Origin of the sequence: Cognatundibacterium rugosum (genome assembly GCF_014284365.1) — a bacterium.
GTDB classification, from domain to species: Bacteria; Pseudomonadota; Gammaproteobacteria; order Burkholderiales; family Burkholderiaceae_D; genus Undibacterium; species Undibacterium rugosum.
Genome location: NZ_JACOGG010000013.1, coordinates 99318 through 116419, shown reverse-complemented (window position 1 = coordinate 116419; position 17102 = coordinate 99318). Strand labels below are relative to the sequence as shown.

Annotated in this window: 15 protein-coding genes; 7 read left to right on the top strand and 8 right to left on the bottom strand. The window is 52.1% G+C overall.

The genetic code is table 11. From position 1 onward, the window contains the following. Positions 1–7: 7 nt before the first annotated feature. On the bottom strand, positions 8–799 hold the full coding sequence (locus H8K47_RS13000; protein ID WP_186881846.1) for a LytR/AlgR family response regulator transcription factor: 792 nt from the start codon (positions 797–799) through the stop codon (positions 8–10). Between the two features lie 5 nt (positions 800–804). After that, positions 805–1842 carry a sensor histidine kinase gene (locus tag H8K47_RS12995; protein ID WP_186881845.1) on the bottom strand — a complete coding sequence of 346 codons (1038 nt, stop codon included), beginning with the start codon at positions 1840–1842 and terminating at the stop codon, positions 805–807. Positions 1843–1933: 91 nt separating this feature from the next. On the opposite strand from H8K47_RS12995, the gene argH reads away from it, so the two are divergent. Further along, on the top strand, positions 1934–3328 hold the full coding sequence (gene argH, locus H8K47_RS12990; RefSeq protein ID WP_186881844.1) for an argininosuccinate lyase: 1395 nt from the start codon (positions 1934–1936) through the stop codon (positions 3326–3328). Between the two features lie 124 nt (positions 3329–3452). Further along, a complete protein-coding gene (locus tag H8K47_RS12985) occupies positions 3453–4598 on the top strand; it encodes an ABC transporter substrate-binding protein (protein WP_186881843.1) in 1146 nt (381 codons plus the stop codon). A 150-nt stretch (positions 4599–4748) separates the two neighbouring features. Here the strand turns inward: H8K47_RS12985 and pmbA are convergent, their stop codons facing one another. Beyond that, complete coding sequence (pmbA, locus tag H8K47_RS12980; RefSeq protein WP_186881842.1) at positions 4749–6101, bottom strand: metalloprotease PmbA; 1353 nt, start codon at positions 6099–6101, stop codon at positions 4749–4751. A 204-nt stretch (positions 6102–6305) separates the two neighbouring features. Here pmbA and yjgA point away from each other — a divergent pair, with 204 nt between their 5' ends. The 3 genes from yjgA (at position 6306) to H8K47_RS12965 (ending at position 8264) form a co-directional block, all read left to right on the top strand. Next, a complete protein-coding gene (gene yjgA / locus H8K47_RS12975) occupies positions 6306–6908 on the top strand; it encodes a ribosome biogenesis factor YjgA (protein WP_186881841.1) in 603 nt (200 codons plus the stop codon). Next, positions 6901–7518: a molybdopterin adenylyltransferase gene (mog, locus tag H8K47_RS12970; RefSeq protein WP_186881840.1), complete on the top strand. Its 618-nt coding sequence runs from the start codon at positions 6901–6903 to the stop codon at positions 7516–7518. The genes yjgA and mog overlap by 8 nt, the downstream gene beginning before the upstream one ends. A gap of 71 nt (positions 7519–7589) precedes the next feature. Continuing rightward, positions 7590–8264: an alpha/beta hydrolase gene (locus tag H8K47_RS12965; protein WP_186881839.1), complete on the top strand. Its 675-nt coding sequence runs from the start codon at positions 7590–7592 to the stop codon at positions 8262–8264. Between the two features lie 59 nt (positions 8265–8323). Here H8K47_RS12965 and H8K47_RS12960 read toward each other — a convergent pair whose 3' ends face one another. Genes H8K47_RS12960 through purU form a run of 3 tightly spaced genes read right to left on the bottom strand, consistent with a single transcriptional unit; the run spans position 8324 to position 10385 of the window. Continuing rightward, the gene (locus H8K47_RS12960; RefSeq protein ID WP_186881838.1) at positions 8324–8974 is read right to left on the bottom strand and encodes a hypothetical protein; all 651 of its coding nucleotides are present in this window, start codon (positions 8972–8974) and stop codon (positions 8324–8326) included. Beyond that, entirely contained in the window at positions 8971–9513 is a 543-nt protein-coding gene (locus tag H8K47_RS12955) for a YaeQ family protein (protein ID WP_186881837.1), read from the bottom strand. Before H8K47_RS12955 ends, H8K47_RS12960 begins: the two co-directional genes overlap by 4 nt. After that, positions 9513–10385, bottom strand: a complete 873-nt coding sequence (purU, locus tag H8K47_RS12950; protein ID WP_186881836.1) for a formyltetrahydrofolate deformylase — start codon at positions 10383–10385, stop codon at positions 9513–9515. The genes H8K47_RS12955 and purU overlap by 1 nt, the downstream gene beginning before the upstream one ends. Before the next feature lie 281 nt (positions 10386–10666). On the opposite strand from purU, the gene H8K47_RS12945 reads away from it, so the two are divergent. Together H8K47_RS12945 and H8K47_RS12940 are read left to right on the top strand one after the other, a co-directional pair. After that, positions 10667–11692, top strand: a complete 1026-nt coding sequence (locus H8K47_RS12945; RefSeq protein ID WP_186881835.1) for an NADP-dependent oxidoreductase — start codon at positions 10667–10669, stop codon at positions 11690–11692. 650 nt (positions 11693–12342) lie between these two features. Next, positions 12343–14940, top strand: coding sequence for a collagenase (locus H8K47_RS12940; protein ID WP_222612793.1), 2598 nt, complete (start codon positions 12343–12345; stop codon positions 14938–14940). 82 nt (positions 14941–15022) lie between these two features. On the opposite strand, the gene otnI is transcribed toward H8K47_RS12940, so the two are convergent. Next, positions 15023–15820: a 2-oxo-tetronate isomerase gene (gene otnI, locus H8K47_RS12935; RefSeq protein ID WP_186881833.1), complete on the bottom strand. Its 798-nt coding sequence runs from the start codon at positions 15818–15820 to the stop codon at positions 15023–15025. 53 nt (positions 15821–15873) lie between these two features. Then, the gene (locus H8K47_RS12930) at positions 15874–16839 is read right to left on the bottom strand and encodes a bile acid:sodium symporter family protein (protein WP_186881832.1); all 966 of its coding nucleotides are present in this window, start codon (positions 16837–16839) and stop codon (positions 15874–15876) included. Positions 16840–17102: the final 263 nt, after the last annotated feature.

Here is a 17102-nt window from a genome sequence, read left to right as displayed (position 1 = left end):
TCAATAACTACTTCAGCAGGGTCTTAATTACTGCCCATTGCCGGCGCGAAATCAGTAATTTTTCTTCGCTGCCCGCGATACGCAACTGCCAGACTTCGCTAACCTTTTCCTGCTCACTACCAGATTCCGCGATTAACAAGGTTTTTTCCACGCCTGCAATAGCGGCACGGGCGACCAGCGCATTTCGGTGCACCCGTACAAACAGCCCACAAAACTCCTCTTCCAGCGCGGTCAGGGATTCTTCAATCAGATAGTCTTTTTGTGCCGTATGCAAACTTACATATTTTTGCTCGGCCTTCAGATACAGCACCTCCGTCACAGGCACCAAAGTAATGCGGCCACGCTCAGCCACGGAGAAATGCTGGCGCGGGTTGCTTGCACCGGTTTGCTGCGACAAGCTCCGCTGTCTGGTTTGTGCGCGACTTGCAACACGCTTTAAAGCGTCCGCCAGCCGCGCCGCACGCACCGGCTTGAGCAGATAATCACTGGCATGCACATCAAATGCACGTAGCGCATACTCCTCGTATGCCGTGACAAAAATAATGTCCGGCACATCCTCAATCGGCATCAAGGTATGCAGTTTTTCCGCAAACTCTATGCCGTTCAGCTCAGGCATCTGCACGTCCAGCAGGATGACATCCGGCTTCAGCGCCTGTATCTGCACCAACGCCTCCATCGCCTGCCCGCTATCTCCGATCAACTGATGCGGCAATTCCGGCGCGATATCACCCAATAAAGTCTGCAGACGCTGACGTGCAGGCAACTCATCATCAACGATGTATAAACGGATAGGTGTCATGGTCGTCAGCGGCGTGCGGGAAAATACAGTTTCACTTCAAAGTAGCCCTCCACGGTCAGACTGCTCATACCAGCCTCTACGTCATAGAGTAAGGCCAGGCGTTGCCGGATGTTTTCCAGCGCCATCTGATTGCCCGATGGAGAACCGGATCGCGCATGCTGCGGGTTTCTGATACGAATTTCAATCTTATTTAAACTTTTTTTCAATTGAATTGAAATGTCAGACTTTTCTGCCGAAGGCTCGACGCCGTAATGCACCGCATTTTCGATCAAGGGCTGTAACAGCAAAGACGGGATTTCTACCCCGCGCGCCTCATCATCTGACAAATCCGCTCTATCCCAGATTACATGCAGGCGCTCACCCAGGCGTAACGTTTCTATCGCCAGATATTGCTCGCACAGACGCAATTCATCACGCAGGCTGATCATGGTGCGCGTGTCGCGCATCAGGATACGGAATAAATCGGACAAATCCTCCAGCACCACTTCAGCGCGGCGCGGATCACTCCTGATCAGCGACAACGCTGTATTTAGACTATTAAACAAAAAGTGAGGACGAATACGCGCCTGCAAAGCCTGCAGCCTCGCCTCGCCCAATGCCGGTGAAAATGCACGTGTACGTAATTCAAAATAAGCCTGAAACAGCAGCCCGGCACAGGCGGCGGCGACCACGACAAAGACCAGATCCAGCTTAGGAAAAATCAGACCAAACCAATCCATACTGCGCAGTGTCCCTATCGCCAGCCAGCTCACCATTGCCGGCAGCAGGGCGCACAGGCTACGCTGCAAATGAGGCGACAAATAAATCCGGTACAGTGCGCGCCGACACAGACACAGCAAAAATAACGAGCACAGACAGATCAGTTCTATCAGTATCGACGCCTCCATGAAATTACCCAGCACCAGCCAGACACTGTCGCCACGCGACCTCAATCCGGCGAGCACCGCCACACTGACCGCGAGCAGCACGCGGAAAACCACGCCCAGATTGCAGCAATCCGGGATGTAGGGTTCAAAGCTGGAGGCAGGTGTTTTCTTACTCATCGATGCTTTTATTCGGGAAAATGGGAGGCTTGCTTTATAATCTGCTGAAAACTTACTGCAAACCGCTGCCTTTTACGGCAAACCATTCATTATGACATCACAATTCAATAAAAAAAGCGAAGCCTGGTCGGCGCGCTTCTCTGAACCTGTTTCTGATCTGGTCAAACGTTACACCGCTTCGGTCTTCTTTGACAACCGCATGGCACTGGTTGATATCCAGGGCTCACTGGCACATGCGGAAATGCTGTGTGCACAGCACATCATCAGCGCGCAGGACTACGCCGATATCCAGCGTGGTATGCAGCAGATCCAAAGTGAAATTGAGTCAGGCAAATTTGAATGGCTGCTGGATCTGGAAGACGTGCATCTGAACATAGAAAAACGCCTGACCGAACTGGTCGGTGACGCTGGTAAGCGTCTGCATACCGGCCGCTCCAGAAACGACCAGGTCGCGACCGACATCCGCCTGTATATGCGCTCCGCCATCGACAATATTGTCGGGCTGTTACGCACCTTGCGCTCTGCGTTGATTGATCTGGCTGAGAAAAATGCAGACACCATCCTGCCTGGCTTCACCCATATGCAAGTAGCACAGCCGATCACCTTTGGTCATCATATGCTGGCCTATGTTGAAATGTTTGGGCGCGATACCGAGCGCATGCTGGATTGCCGCAAACGGGTCAACCGCTTACCTCTGGGCGCCGCCGCGCTGGCCGGCACCACCTTCCCGATTGACCGTGAGCGTGTGGCAAAAACCCTGGGCTTTGATGAAGTTTGCTATAACTCGCTCGATGCTGTCTCTGACCGCGATTTCGCGATTGAATTCTGCGCAGCCGCCGCACTGGTAATGACGCATATTTCACGCATGTCGGAAGAGCTGGTGATCTGGATGAGCCCGCGGGTAGGCTTCATTGATATCGCCGACCGCTTCTGCACCGGCTCATCCATCATGCCGCAAAAGAAAAATCCTGATGTACCCGAACTGGCACGCGGCAAAACCGGTCGCGTGAATGGCCATCTGATCGCTTTACTGACCCTGATGAAAGGCCAGCCTTTAGCGTATAACAAAGACAATCAGGAAGACAAAGAACCACTGTTTGACACCGTTGATACCGTGGTCGATACGCTGAGAATTTTCGCTGACATGGCAACGGGCATCAGCGTCAAGCCGGACGCCATGCGTGCGGCTGCTTTACAAGGTTATGCAACCGCAACCGATCTTGCCGATTATCTGGTAAAAAAAGGTTTGCCATTCCGCGATGCACATGAAGCAGTCGCCCATGCGGTCAAAACGTGTGTAGAAAAAGGCTGCGACCTCAGTGATATGTCACTGGACGAACTGCAAACTTACTCAGCCTTGATAGAAGCCGACATTTTTTCAGTACTGACACTGGAAGGCTCAGTGGCGGCGCGTAATCATATCGGTGGCACCGCACCGGAACAAGTACGGCTGGCAATCACGCGTGCGCGCCAACAATTAGGCTGACAGACGACTAAGGCGCAAGCCTGAACTCAATGCTCCGGACGATCAGGAATCATTTTCCTGATTGCTGATCTCTGCGCTTCACCATACAATCAGCAGATAACGATTAAAAGCGTCCGGAGATACAATGTCGCAGCAGTTGAAGATTTTTGTCGCATTCCTGAGCCTGTGTCCTTTACTGGCACAGGCAGCCGATATCCGCATCGGCCTTGCCGCAGCCTTGAGCGGCCCCACCATCAAGTATGGTGGTCCGATCCGGAATGGCATGGTGCTCGCGACCGACAGCATCAATGCGAAAGGCGGCATCAATGGGAATAAGCTGGCATTGGTGGTTGCCGATGAACAGGGTAAAAAAGAAGAAGCAGTCAGTGTCTTTAATAAGCTGATTTATCAGGATAAGGTCTTGATGCTGTTTGGTCCTACCCTGTCTAACTCTGCTTTTGCCGCCGATCCTATCGCCAATCTGGCCAAAACTGTGGTGTTCGCAACCAGCAATACCGCTGACGGTATTACAGCCATAGGCCCCTACACTTTCCGCAATTCAGTGACCGAAGCAGACGTGTTACCCACCACGGTACGCGCAGCGATCAAACAGTTTCAGATTAAGAAGGTTGCCATCATTTATGGCAACGACGACGTTTTCACCAAGAGTGGCTATGATGTGTTCAAAAACACACTGGCGGATCAGAGAATTCTCGTCACCAACACAGAAACCTATGGCAAAGGCGAACTGTCCTTCAAAGCACAGCTCAGCAGAATTAAAGATTCAGCACCCGATGCCATCGTATGTTCTTGTCTGACCGAAGAAGCCGCCAATATCATCCTGCAAACCCGTTCACTAGGCATGAGGCAACCCTTCATCGGGGGTAATGGTTTTAATTCATCTAAGCTGTTTGATATAGCCAAAGATGCTGCCGACAACACCCTGATGGGTAGCCCCTGGTCGGCTGAAAACGCCACAGCCATCAATAAACAGTTCCTGACCGACTACCGTGCCAGATATAAGAGTGAACCAGATCAATTCGCAGCGCAGGCTTATGATGCGATACACATCATGGCAGAGGCGCTCAAAACTATCCACTTAAGCGGGGACCTCGCTAAAGACCGTATCGCATTGCGCGATGCACTGCCTCAGGTTCGGTACGAGGGCGCTACCGGCAAATTTGCATTTCGCAAAGCGACTGCCAGAGATGGCAAGGAATCCGGCTACGATGCGCAACAAGAAGCGATAGTCAATATCGCCAAAGGCGGCAAATTCATTTTACTTAAATAAAATCGACATGAATTTTACGCAAGCTTTGCGCAAAGTTGGTCATACAAGCTGAACTACAAACAACAACGGCAAGGACTCTGATCCCTGCCGTTGCCATGTTCGCCACAAGGATCAGCCTCACCATCTCCTTGCGTTGAATTCCTAAATTTCTTAATTCCCCGCCACCATCATATTTTCAATCAGGATGGAGCCGGTCTGTTTAGTACCACGGATCAGCGTGTCATTCCCAATCGCGACGATTTGACGGAACATATCGCGCATATTGCCAGCGATCGTGATTTCTTCAACCGGATATTGGATTTCGCCGTTTTCTACCCAGTAGCCGGATGCGCCACGCGAATAATCACCCGTCACATAATTCACGCCCTGCCCCATCAGTTCGGTGACCAACAAACCGGTACCCATTTTTTTGAGCATGCCGGCAAAATGATCACCCCGCTTAGTCAGCGACGAAAGCAGGCTCAGATTATGCGAGCCACCCGCATTCCCCGTGGTTTGCATACCCAGCTTACGTGCCGAATACGAAGACAGGAAATAGCCCTGCAATATCCCTTGCGTGACCACTTCGCGCTTGCTGGTGCGCACACCCTCATCATCAAACGGAGACGAGCCGACAGCACCCGGCACATGCGGGTCTTCCAACACCTGAATATGCGATGGGAAAATCTGCGTACCCAGACTATCGAGTAAAAAACTGGATTTGCGGTATAAAGCGCCACCGGAGGTAGCCTGCACAAAGGCACCCAATATGCCTGCAGCTAAAGGCGCCTCAAACAAGACCGGGCATTGACGTGTGGTTAGCTTGCGTCCATGCAGGCGCGCCAGCGCACGCTCGGCAGCGTAGCGGCCTATTTCTTCGGGCTTAGCCAATTTGGCAGGATTGCGTTGCGATGAATACCAATCATCACGCTGCATCGCAGCACCCTTACCGGCTATCGGCGCCACCGAAATGGTGTGACGCGAGATTGGATAACCGCCTATAAAACCGCGCGAATTGGCAGCCACAAAATGCGACTGCTGCACATGTACGCTGGCGCCTTCACTATTCGTGATGCGCTTATCGACCGCAAAGGCAGCCGCTTCGGTACGCCGGGCGATTTCTATCGCTTCTTCCGCACTGATTTGCCACGGGTAACACAGCTTCAGATCACGCGGTGCCAGCTCCAGCATATCAGCATCCGGCAAACCGGCGCAGTCATCCTCAGCGGTGAAGCGCGCGATATTGTAGGCAGCATCCACCGTGTCACGCAGCGCACGCTCAGAAAAATCCGAAGTGCTGGCATTACCACGACGCTGACCCAGATAGACTGTAATTCCTATGCCTTTATCGCGGTTCAGCTCTATCGTCTCTACCTTCCCTTTGCGCACGCTGATCGACAGACCGCCACCTTCGCTGATCTCGACCGCCGCATCCGACGCGCCTTTTTCTTTCGCAAAACGTAACATATCATTCGCGATCTGCCGCAACTGATCCTGGGAATGGGAGAACACGGGTTTGCTCATAGACGTTTTCTTTACTATAAATACGAGGATAGGACTGCCAGTTCTTAGGCCGATGCGACACCGGAAACTGCGCACTGCAGACAGCGTGCAGCAATTTTTCCACTGCATCCCGGCTGCCAGAATGGGCATTTTTGTCGCGGCGCCCACTAAAACGGGTATCATAGCAGCCGTTTCATAAAGTTTATACAGTAAAGGCGCAGAATTATGCCAAATCCAAACCGTGGCTCATGTGGCTACCAATCCAACGAGTTCGAACAAGAGTACGAACGTCCATCAAAATCCCAGCTCAAGCGCGAGATGACCGCCTTGCAAAAACTGGGTGAAGAACTGGTCGAACAGCCACGTGACCGCGTCAAACGCGTTCCCATGCCAGAAGACGTGCGCGACGCAATTCTGGAATGCCAGCAAATCAAGAACCATGAAGGTCGCCGCCGTCAGATGCAATATGTCGGCAAAAAAATGCGCACACTTGATGAAGAAGAAGTCGCGCTGATACAGAAAACCATCGACAGCTGGAAAGGCGCATCCAAAGCCGAGACCGCAGCGATGCATGCACTGGAACGCCGCCGCGACAAACTGCTGGCCGACGATAATGCCCTCACAGAATTGCTGGCTGAGCATCCGGAACTGGATGTGCAGCAGTTACGCACCCTGATCCGCAACGCACGTAAAGAACAGGCGGAGAACAAGGCACCGAAGGCCTATCGTGAAATCTTCCAGATACTGAAGCAAATCAGCAAAAAACCAGCTGACGCACAGGATGACGCCGATGAAGACGATGCTGAGGACGAAGCCTTCGATGAGTAATACCGAACGCGCTTTACGTATCGGTCTGGTCTCGGTATCAGACCGTGCCTCTGCCGGTATTTATCAGGATCAGGGCTTGCCCGCTTTGCAGGACTGGTTCAGTCAGGCACTGGCTACGCCCTGGCATCTGGAAACCCGTCTGATTCCTGACGAGCGCAGCGCGATCGAAGCAGCACTGACAGAGCTGGTCGACCAGGCGCATTGTGATCTGGTGGTCACAACTGGTGGCACCGGCCCGTCGCGGCGCGATGTGACGCCGGAAGCCACACTGGCAGTGGGCACCAAAGAAATGCCTGGCTTTGGCGAACAAATGCGTCAGATCAGCCTGCGCTTTGTGCCAACGGCCATCCTGTCACGTCAGGTCGCGGTGATACGCGAAACCGACAGCCATGCTGCGCTGATCATGAATTTACCGGGTCAACCCAAATCGATCAAAGAAACGCTGGAAGGCTTGCGGGATGCGGATGGTAAGCTGTTATTGCCCGGCATCTTTGCAGCTGTCCCGTATTGCATCGATCTGATCGGCGGCCCGTACATAGAAACCCATGCCACGGTATGTCAGGCCTTCCGTCCGAAATCAGCAATACGCAAACAGCCGGACCCAGCCTGAAACAGCATCATAATAAGCACCGCTTCAATATCCAACACCGCGCCTATACTTAACCTGAGCATCAGCCTGTCATGAGCCAATACCTGACCACCATAGAACTGGAAAGCGCCCCGCAAGCAACTGCCTCCATCATCTGGATGCATGGACTGGGTGCGGACGCCAATGATTTCGTCCCTATCGTCAAAGAGCTGGATTTACGCGCCTGTCCGCCTATCCGCTTTGTGTTTCCGAATGCGCCAACCATGCCGGTCACCATCAACGGTGGCTATGTGATGCGCGCATGGTATGACATATTGGGCACCGACATCGCCAGACGTGAAGATGAAGCTGGCCTGCGCCAGTCACAAGTTAAAATTGAAAAACTGATCGCCAGAGAAATCGAACGCGGCATACCTGCCCATCGCATCATCCTGGCAGGTTTCTCCCAAGGCTGCGCCATGACCCTGCAAACCGGCTTACGCTATCCGCAACAACTGGGCGGCATGCTGTGCTTGTCGGGCTATGTACCGCTCAGCGAACACATCGCTGCCGAGCGTCATCCTGCTAACCAGAATACACCGATATTCCTGGTACATGGCGTGGCTGATCCCGTGATTCCTTTACAACGCGCAGAGCAATCGCGCCAGTTGCTGGAGCAATGCGGCTACCAGATAGAATGGCATACCTACCCGATGCCACATTCCGTCTGCGAAGAAGAGATCGTCGATATCGGCAACTGGCTGACTAAGGTATTAAGTGGCGCTTAAACGCATAACTCTTCCGCCGATTCTGAAGCAAAGGCAACGGAGATAAAATTCCGTTGCCATCAGTACCGCGCACATAATTTCGTACTGCCAGTACCGCCACTGACCGCATTGTGCAGGTTCTGCACTGTGACCCACCGGCCGGGACCACGATATATGCGGCCATCGGGCAGACGTTCCTGAAAGATGCATTCCAAGGTGCCGAGTCTGAGTGCGAATTGTTCGCTGAGCGTAGGTTTAACAGCATTGGCGCGTGGATCGTTACGCGCCAGCTCTTGGGGCGTGGCTTTGTCCTGACGCAGCCAGTCACGCCGTATCTGCAGGTCCAGCGTTGCCGGTTCAGCCGGATGCGCGTCACCTGCCAATATGGAATTACTGGCTTTGCCGCTGTTATCCGTATCGGAGACCTGAGCAGGTGTGGATGTGAGCGCTGGTGCGGCGCGACTCGGGCGTCGTCCGGCTGATTGTAGTTGAGTTGGCTTAGCTGACTGCGCCGACTGCCCTGCGTCGCGAGCAGTGAGCGTGCGTTGACGCTGCACAGGCACGAAATGCAGCGCTATGGTCTGAGTGATCAACAGCCTGCCGGGCCCGGAACGATCAAGCTGACTACGTAACAAAAGAGCGATCAGTCCTACATGCGCCAGCCCCAGCAAGAACAGGATGAGCACATCTGCTCTACGCTGTCTGGCTGAGCGGCGCAGCTGCATGCTCACGCAAAGTCTTTCAACGTCTCCACATCAATCTGCACTGATACCTCACCGGCTGACAGCCAGATTTGACCATCCTGTATCGTGCATTGCAATTGCATAGTGCGTTGTGCCAGTTTCTCCAGGGCCTGACTTTGTTCGGCCGGGATATTTCTGACGCTCAGATTCTTAGCACGGTCTAAACGGCTATTCATCTGCTTCCACCAGACATCGCTGGCACTGGCATAGCTGTATACATACACCTTTTCAGAACGGCCGCAAGCCTTTAACAAGCGGCGGTCATCCGGCTGGCCGACTTCTATCCAGGTCTGGATCGCATCGGTGTAGTCTTTTTCCCATAAATCGGGTTCTTCTGTATCCGAAATCCCTTTACCAAATTCCAGCCTTTCTGCGGCATGAATCGCGAAGGCTAATACCCGCACCATCATGCGCTCATCGGTTTCCGACGGGTGGCGGGCGATGGTCAGGTTGTGATCCGCGTAGTAGCCGCGGTCCATATCAGAAATATTGAGTTCTGCTTTATAAATGATCGATTTTAATGCCATTATTTGAATACGACTGTCTTATGTCCATTAACTAAAATTCTGTGCTCCACAAAGCACTTGACTGCGCGTGCCAGCACGACGCACTCCACATCGCGCCCGATCGCAGTCAGTTCTTCCGGCCCCATTGCATGATCAACCCGCGCTACATCCTGTTCAATAATCGGACCCTCATCCAGATCACTGGTCACAAAATGTGCGGTCGCGCCGATCAGCTTCACACCGCGTTCGTGCGCCTGGTAATACGGTTTTGCTCCTTTAAAGCTGGGCAGGAAAGAATGATGGATATTGATGGCGCGGCCTTTCAGATCCTCACACATTTGTTGTGACAGGATCTGCATATAACGCGCCAACACGACCAGCTCCACGTCCTCCGCTTCAGCGATTTCCAGTATTTTTTTCTCCTGGATGCGCTTCACTCCTTCCGGCGCCCCTGTAGCCAAAGGCAAATGATGAAAGGGAATGTTGTAGCTGGCGGCCAGTTGGTAAAAATCCGGATGATTCGACACGATGGCGCGTATATCTACCGGCAGCAAACCACTTTTATGGCGGAACAATAAATCATTCAGGCAGTGACCTATGCGTGACACCAGTATCATCACACGCGGCTTATGATGCGCGTCATGTAGCTGCCATTCCATGCCCAATTCCTGCGCCAGTCCGGCAAATGCCGCATGCAATATGACATGATTCGCACTGTCATCCTCTGCCGCAAAATGTACACGCATAAAGAAGCTGGCGGATTGTGCATCGCCGAACTGGGCTGAGTCAATGATATTGCATGCATATTGGCTCAGTAAGCCGGAGACACGATGCACGATGCCGCGTTGATCGGGACAGGACAAGGTCAGGATAAATTCAGGTTTTTGACTCATTTTCGATTTTTCGTTGGTTCAGCTATTCTGAGGAATAGAGTTTTCAAATAATATTCGGATATTTCTGCAAACAGCGAAGTGCGCATTGTCGCATGAGAACGCGTTTTTATTCAGACCGGGCAAAGGCAGTGGCACTGACAAAATCCAAATCTGTCAAAAAAATTTAAAAAGTACGCTCGTTCTATTTATTCCAATTTGATGTATATTGTGTACGGCGACAAAGAAGAAACATCCGTACACCACATGCACACGGATGCCCCAAAAAATAAATTGGAGACGACATGAACCCACGCATCAACCACCAAATCCGTCTGGCAGCCCGTCCGGTCGGCTTACCACAAGCCAGCGACTGGCAATTCACCGAAGAGCCACTGCGGGACTTGCAGGACGGTGAAATCCTGATCAGAACAATCTACCTGTCGCTGGACCCGGCCATGCGCGGCTGGATGAATGAGGGTAAATCCTATATCCGCCCGGTTGCAATCGGCGAAGTCATGCGGGCGGGCGGCATCGGCCAGGTAGTTGAATCCAAATCGCCACGTTTTAAAGCCGGTGATTATGTATCTGGTGGTACCGGTGTGCAGGAATACTGGATAGGCGATGCCAATGATAAACACGCGGCGTTTTATCCAGTCTCACCCAAGCTGGCGGCGCTGCCAAAATTTCTGAATGCGCTGGGTATGCCGGGGATGACCGCATATTTCGGCTTGCTCGATGTCGGACAACCTAAAGCGGGCGAAACCGTGGTGGTGTCGGGTGCCGCCGGTGCGGTAGGACAAACCGTAGGCCAGGTCGCCAAACAAAAAGGCTGTCGCGTGGTGGGCATCGCAGGTGGCAAAGAGAAATGTGATTTCGTGGTCAAGGAGCTGGGTTTTGATGCCTGCATAGACTATAAAAACAACTCAGTCAAAGAAGGACTCAAAACACATTGCCCTAATGGTGTGGATATCTACTTCGACAACGTCGGCGGCGATATTCTCGATACAGTGCTGACCCGCATCAACCTGAAAGCGCGCATCATTATTTGCGGCGCGATTTCCCAGTACAACAACACGACGCCTGTGAAAGGCCCGGCAAATTACCTGTCTTTACTGGTCAACCGTGCACGCATGGAAGGCATTGTGGTATTTGATTATGCAAGCCGTTATGCGGAAGCCGTTGCGGAAATGGGCGCCTGGATGCAGCAAGGACAATTCCACACCCGCGAGGATATCGTGCAAGGCTTAGAGCAATTCCCGCAAGCCCTGCTGATGCTGTTTGAAGGTAAAAATTTCGGCAAACTGATACTGCAAGTAGCGCAAGAATAAACCTGCTCTGCATACATCAAACGCAGACCGGGGACAGGAGGAGCTGGCCAATACTGGTTAATGTTGGCTAACGCTGGCTCTTCCGCTTACCACAACAGTTCCATCCATATGCAGCGCTTGCGCTTGCCACGCCTATCGCTACACCTCCCACCTCTCTGCCCGACTCTCTGCATACCTCATTTACACGGCTGTTTCAGATCAGCCAGTCGGCGCAATTTCAGCGTTTCAGCCTGAATTCACTGCCACGCCATTTCCCTCGTGCGGCCTGCTCACGCGATGACAAGAACGGGCAACAAGCGCTGAAAACAGCGCCGTCCATCCTTCCCGCCCTCCTTAGGTCTTGACGCTAAATATATTTGACTTTTCGCAAATCTAATATAAATATATTTATTAATTGCATCAGCGTAATTTTTTTCTTTGAATTATTGCTTAATTTCCTATTTTTAACCAATTAGGCATCATTTTTAGTATCAATGTATTAATAGCAAACAAATTCAGCGCTGCAATTCCGAATAAAAACAAACAAATATTCATTTTATCCACCCACACTCAAGGAGGACACCGACAGGCTTCAACGATGTGCAAAACAGTTAAGCATCTACACGTCATGGACAAACTACCTAGCATCCATGCCAACAAAGGAGACTCAATTGAAACGCTATCTTTCCACCGCCTTACCCCGTTTACTCATTTCCTGTGCAGCGATCAGCGGCACGCTGCTCGCCTCAGAAGGCCATGCACTTGACGCTCAGGACAAGCTATCCGCACCAGTCAACAAAACCGCCAGCCTGGAATCTCAGGCTTCCAGCAAACACCACCAGAAAAAATCCTACACTCCCGCTGAACGGGCGCCACGGCAGGCGAGCCAGATCAATGCCCGCATTAGCTATGGCAGCGCCGACCAGGCCGCTATTCCAAACCGTCCCTCATCGTTGAGTACGAATCTGTCCAAAGCTGAACTGGCCAAGTCATCGCGTGCTTTAACACTGGACAAAGCACTCGCAGCCTGCGATCGCAATGCGTTTGCTTCCGCCAGCGGCGCTGCGCTGGTCAGCCTGGTGAAGTCCTCAAGCTCAGCTTGCATCAATGATTTATTCGGTGTCAGTGGCGCTCAGGCGAATGCCATTTTTAAAGAAGCGCAGATGGTCACGATAGCCAAAGCCTTTGAAAGCGAAGCCGCCAGCTATAACGGCAGCAATGCGGGTAGCGCATTGCAAATGGTGATGTTTTTGCGTGCAGGTTACTATGTGCAGTTTTACGATACGGCGGTAGGCAGCTATGGCACGAATCTGCAAACTGCGATACGCGCAGCCTTAGATGCGTTTATCAAAAATCCGAATTTTGTGCTGATGAATGACGTACACGGTGAAATCCTGTCTGAATTTATCACCCTGATAGACAGCGCAACTGAGAACGCTCGCTACCTGAACACCGCGGTTAAACGCATGCTGAGCCTGAACAGCAGCTTCCTCAATTTCTGGTACATGCGCAGTGCCGTCAACAACGCATTCACTGTTCTGTTTCGCGGGCATCAGAATGCCGATTTCAAATCACTGGTGCAGTCCGACCCGACTATCGTGGATAGCCTCTACAATTTCATGAATGCGAACTTCGGTTTGCTTGGGACAGATAACGACTATCTGGTCGCGAATGCAGGCCGTGAAATGGCGCGTTTTCTGCAATATAGCGAAGGCGGCGCATTAAAAAATCTGGCCAAATCCCGCGTAAAAACCATGCTAGACCGTAGCAATGTCACAGGTAATACCGCTGCTGTCTGGGTAGGGCTAGGCGAAATGGTCGACTACTACGATAAAGCAAACTGTGCTTACTACAATCTGTGCAATTTCCAGTCTACCTTAGACAGCAATGTGCTGCCGGTACGATATAGCTGCTCACCGACACTCAGACTCAAAGCGCAATCGCTGACCAGCGCACAACTGCAGGAAGCCTGTAGCATTGTCGGCGGCGAAGAGTCATATTTTCATCAGCAGGTACAGTCTGGGAATGTGCCGGTTGCGAATGACAATAACAAGCAGCTGGAAATGGTGATTTTCAATAGCAGCAAATCCTACGCTACCTATGCCGGTGCAATTTTTGGCATCGATACCAATAACGGCGGCATGTATCTGGAAGGAGATCCTTCCGCTGCCAATAACCAGGCGCGCTTTATCGCTTACCAGGCCGAATGGAAGTTGCCTGCTTTTGAAATCTGGAATCTGACCCACGAATACATCCACTACCTGGATGGCCGCTTTAATATGTTTGGTGATTTCAATGCTGCCGTCAGTGTCAATTCTATCTGGTGGATAGAGGGTTTTGCGGAGTATATGTCTTACTCGTATCGCAAACTCGAGTACAGCGATGCGAAGGCTCAGGCAGCCAGCGGCACCTACAAACTGAGTCAGATTTTCAACAATGACTATTCGTCCGGTCAGACCAGAGTGTATAACTGGGGCTATCTGGCAGTACGCTATATGTTTGAAAAGCAGCGCAATCGGGTCAGCACATTGTTGAATTCCTATTTCCGTCCAGGGAATTACAGCGCATACACCAGCTATATGAATGGCATCAACACCACGCTGGATGCGGACTTCAGTGCATGGCTGCCTTGCGTGAACAATGGCTCTTTACCGCAATGCAGCTCAACCGTGCCACCAGTGAACAAACCACCGGTAGCCGCGTTCAATAGCAGCATCAATGGCCTGAGCGTCAGTTTCAGCGATGCCTCGACCGACAGTGATGGCAGTATCGTCAGCCGTAGCTGGGACTTTGGCGATGGCAGCAGTTCCAGTGCCAGCAACCCGTCAAAAACCTATAGCAATCCAGGTAGCTACACGGTTACCTTGACGGTGAAAGACAATGCGGGCGACAGCAGTAAGGTCTCAACAACCATCAATCTCAGCAACGGGGGAAATTTGCCGGAATGCCCTGGCAGTGCTGCTGCATTGGGCAAAAACTGCAGTCGCAGCAATGTGAGCAGTGTGGCAGGCGACTACGCTTATCTGTATCTCAGCGTCCCGGCTGGCACCACCAAACTGACGATCAGTACCAGTGGTGGCACAGGCAATGCGGATATGTATGTGAGCACCAATGGCAGCTGGCCTTCACGCGATCACTACAATGCGAGTTCGGTCAATCCGGGCAACAACGAAAGCGTGATCATCAACAACCCACCTGCCGGTTACATCTATATCAGCTTATACGGAGTAACTAAGTTCTCGGGTCTGAAAGTCACAACGCAATACTGAACAACATTAATCTCCTGATAGCGACAAAGCCCGCAGTAACGGGGCTTTGTCGTCGGTGCTTAGCATGCAGTAAAACAGCCTTTCAATCCCGCTTTAAGTAGGGCCGCAGCCAGTCCAGTCCGGCTGAAGTCCCAGCCGCCGGACGGTATTCGCAACCGACCCAGCCCGCATAACCCGCCGCATCCAGTTGTGCAAACAGATAGGGATAATTCAGCTCGCCCAGCGAAGGTTCCTGCCGTCCCGGCACACCAGCGATCTGTATGTGCGCGATCTGGCCTTCCTGACGTCGCAAGCCCTCCAACATGCGGGTTGTGACGTCGCCCTGCATGATCTGGCAATGATAAATATCAAACTGCAGTTGCAGATTCTCGACGCCGATTTCATGGCAAATTTGCTGCGCATCTTCCTGCATATTTAAAAAATAGCCCGGCATATCACGGGTGTTAATCGGCTCGATCAACACGATCTTTTCATGACGCGCTGCATGCAATGCCGCATACGCCAGATTACGCTGATACACCGCACGACAACGCTCATGGTCTTGTTGTGCATCGACGATGCCAGCCATTACATGGATGTATGGATTACCCAATACTTCCGCATAGCTAAGTGCCTGATCAAAGCCTAGTCTGAATTCCGCCTCGCGCCCCGGCAAAGCGGCAATACCGCGCTCACCGGCAGCCCAGTCACCCGGCGGGGCATTGAATAAGACTTGCTGCAAGCCTGCCGCGTCCAGCGCATCACGCAATTCCTGTGCAGAAAATTCATACGGAAACAGATACTCGACCGCTTTAAAGCCGTCTTGCGCAGCTGCGGCAAAACGCTGCAAGAAGGGATATTCCTGATACATCATGCTAAGGTTGGCTGCAAACTGAGGCATGCTTCTATCCTTAAGTGAATTGACTGTTGACTGCGAATGAAAAAATTGTCCGCTCAGTTTTTGCGGCTGGCATACCGCTGCGCCAGCACGGTACAAACCATCAACTGTAACTGATGAAACAGCATGATAGGAAGTAAAACTAAACCGGCCGAGCCGCCGGCAAACAACACTTTAGCCATAGGCACACCGCTGGCCAGACTTTTTTTCGAGCCACAAAATACGATAGTGATTTCATCTTCCTTAGAGAACCCCAGACGCCGGCTGCCATAAGTCGTGATAAGCATGATGATGGTCAGCAGCAGTGCGCTGATCATCAATATCACCAGCAGCATCGCAAGCGGTACCCGCTGCCAGATGCCCTGCACCACCGCTTCGCCAAACGCGACATACACCACCAGCAAAATCGAACTCTGATCCAGCTTTTTTAGTGCGCCCGACCAGCGATCCACCCATTGCCGTATCAAGGGACGCAACAACTGACCCGCAACAAAGGGCAGCAAGAGCTGCACGACGATCTTCAGCACCGGCTCCCAGGAGAAAGGTAAGCCAGAACCGGCTTTCACGATCAGGCTGACCAGAACAGGCGTGATGAATATGCCCAGAATATTACTGGCTGAGGCACTGCATACTGCAGCCGAGACATTGCCGCGCGCAACAGACGTGAAAGCAATCGAGGATTGCACCGTCGATGGCAGCACACACAGATACAGGATGCCTAAATAAATCTCAGGCGTCACCAGCGACTCCAGCACGGGCCGTAAGGCCAAACCCAGCACAGGGAACAGCGCAAAGGTAATCCCCAACACCAGCAGATGCAGCCGCCAGTGCATCATGCCAGCCACCACCGCTTCACGTGATAAACGCGCACCATGCATGAAAAACAGCACAGCGATCATCAGCGTCGATAAACGGTCAAACGCTAAGGCATAAGCACCGGTCGCCGGAAAAAAGCTGGCCAGTGCTATCATCCCCAATAACATCATGGTCATCGGATCAGGAGAAAAACGGAAGTGTTTCATGATGAGTTCTACAGTCAGAGTCTCTGAATTGTACCGGAAAGCGACATGCACGCTCTTCTCCAGCCAAAGAATTCAGGCTGTCAGCAGGGAATTTTCATATAAAAACAGCACGCGCCATCAGCTCGCCAAAGATTCTATGGAATTTTGTTTTTCCAAGTTGAAGTACCTGGTTTTTCTTAGAAATAGTGCAGTGTTCGCGGTATATTTTCAGGTTATGCATTACACATTGCTACAGGCTGCCCGGCCTGCACGCTACAACCAGG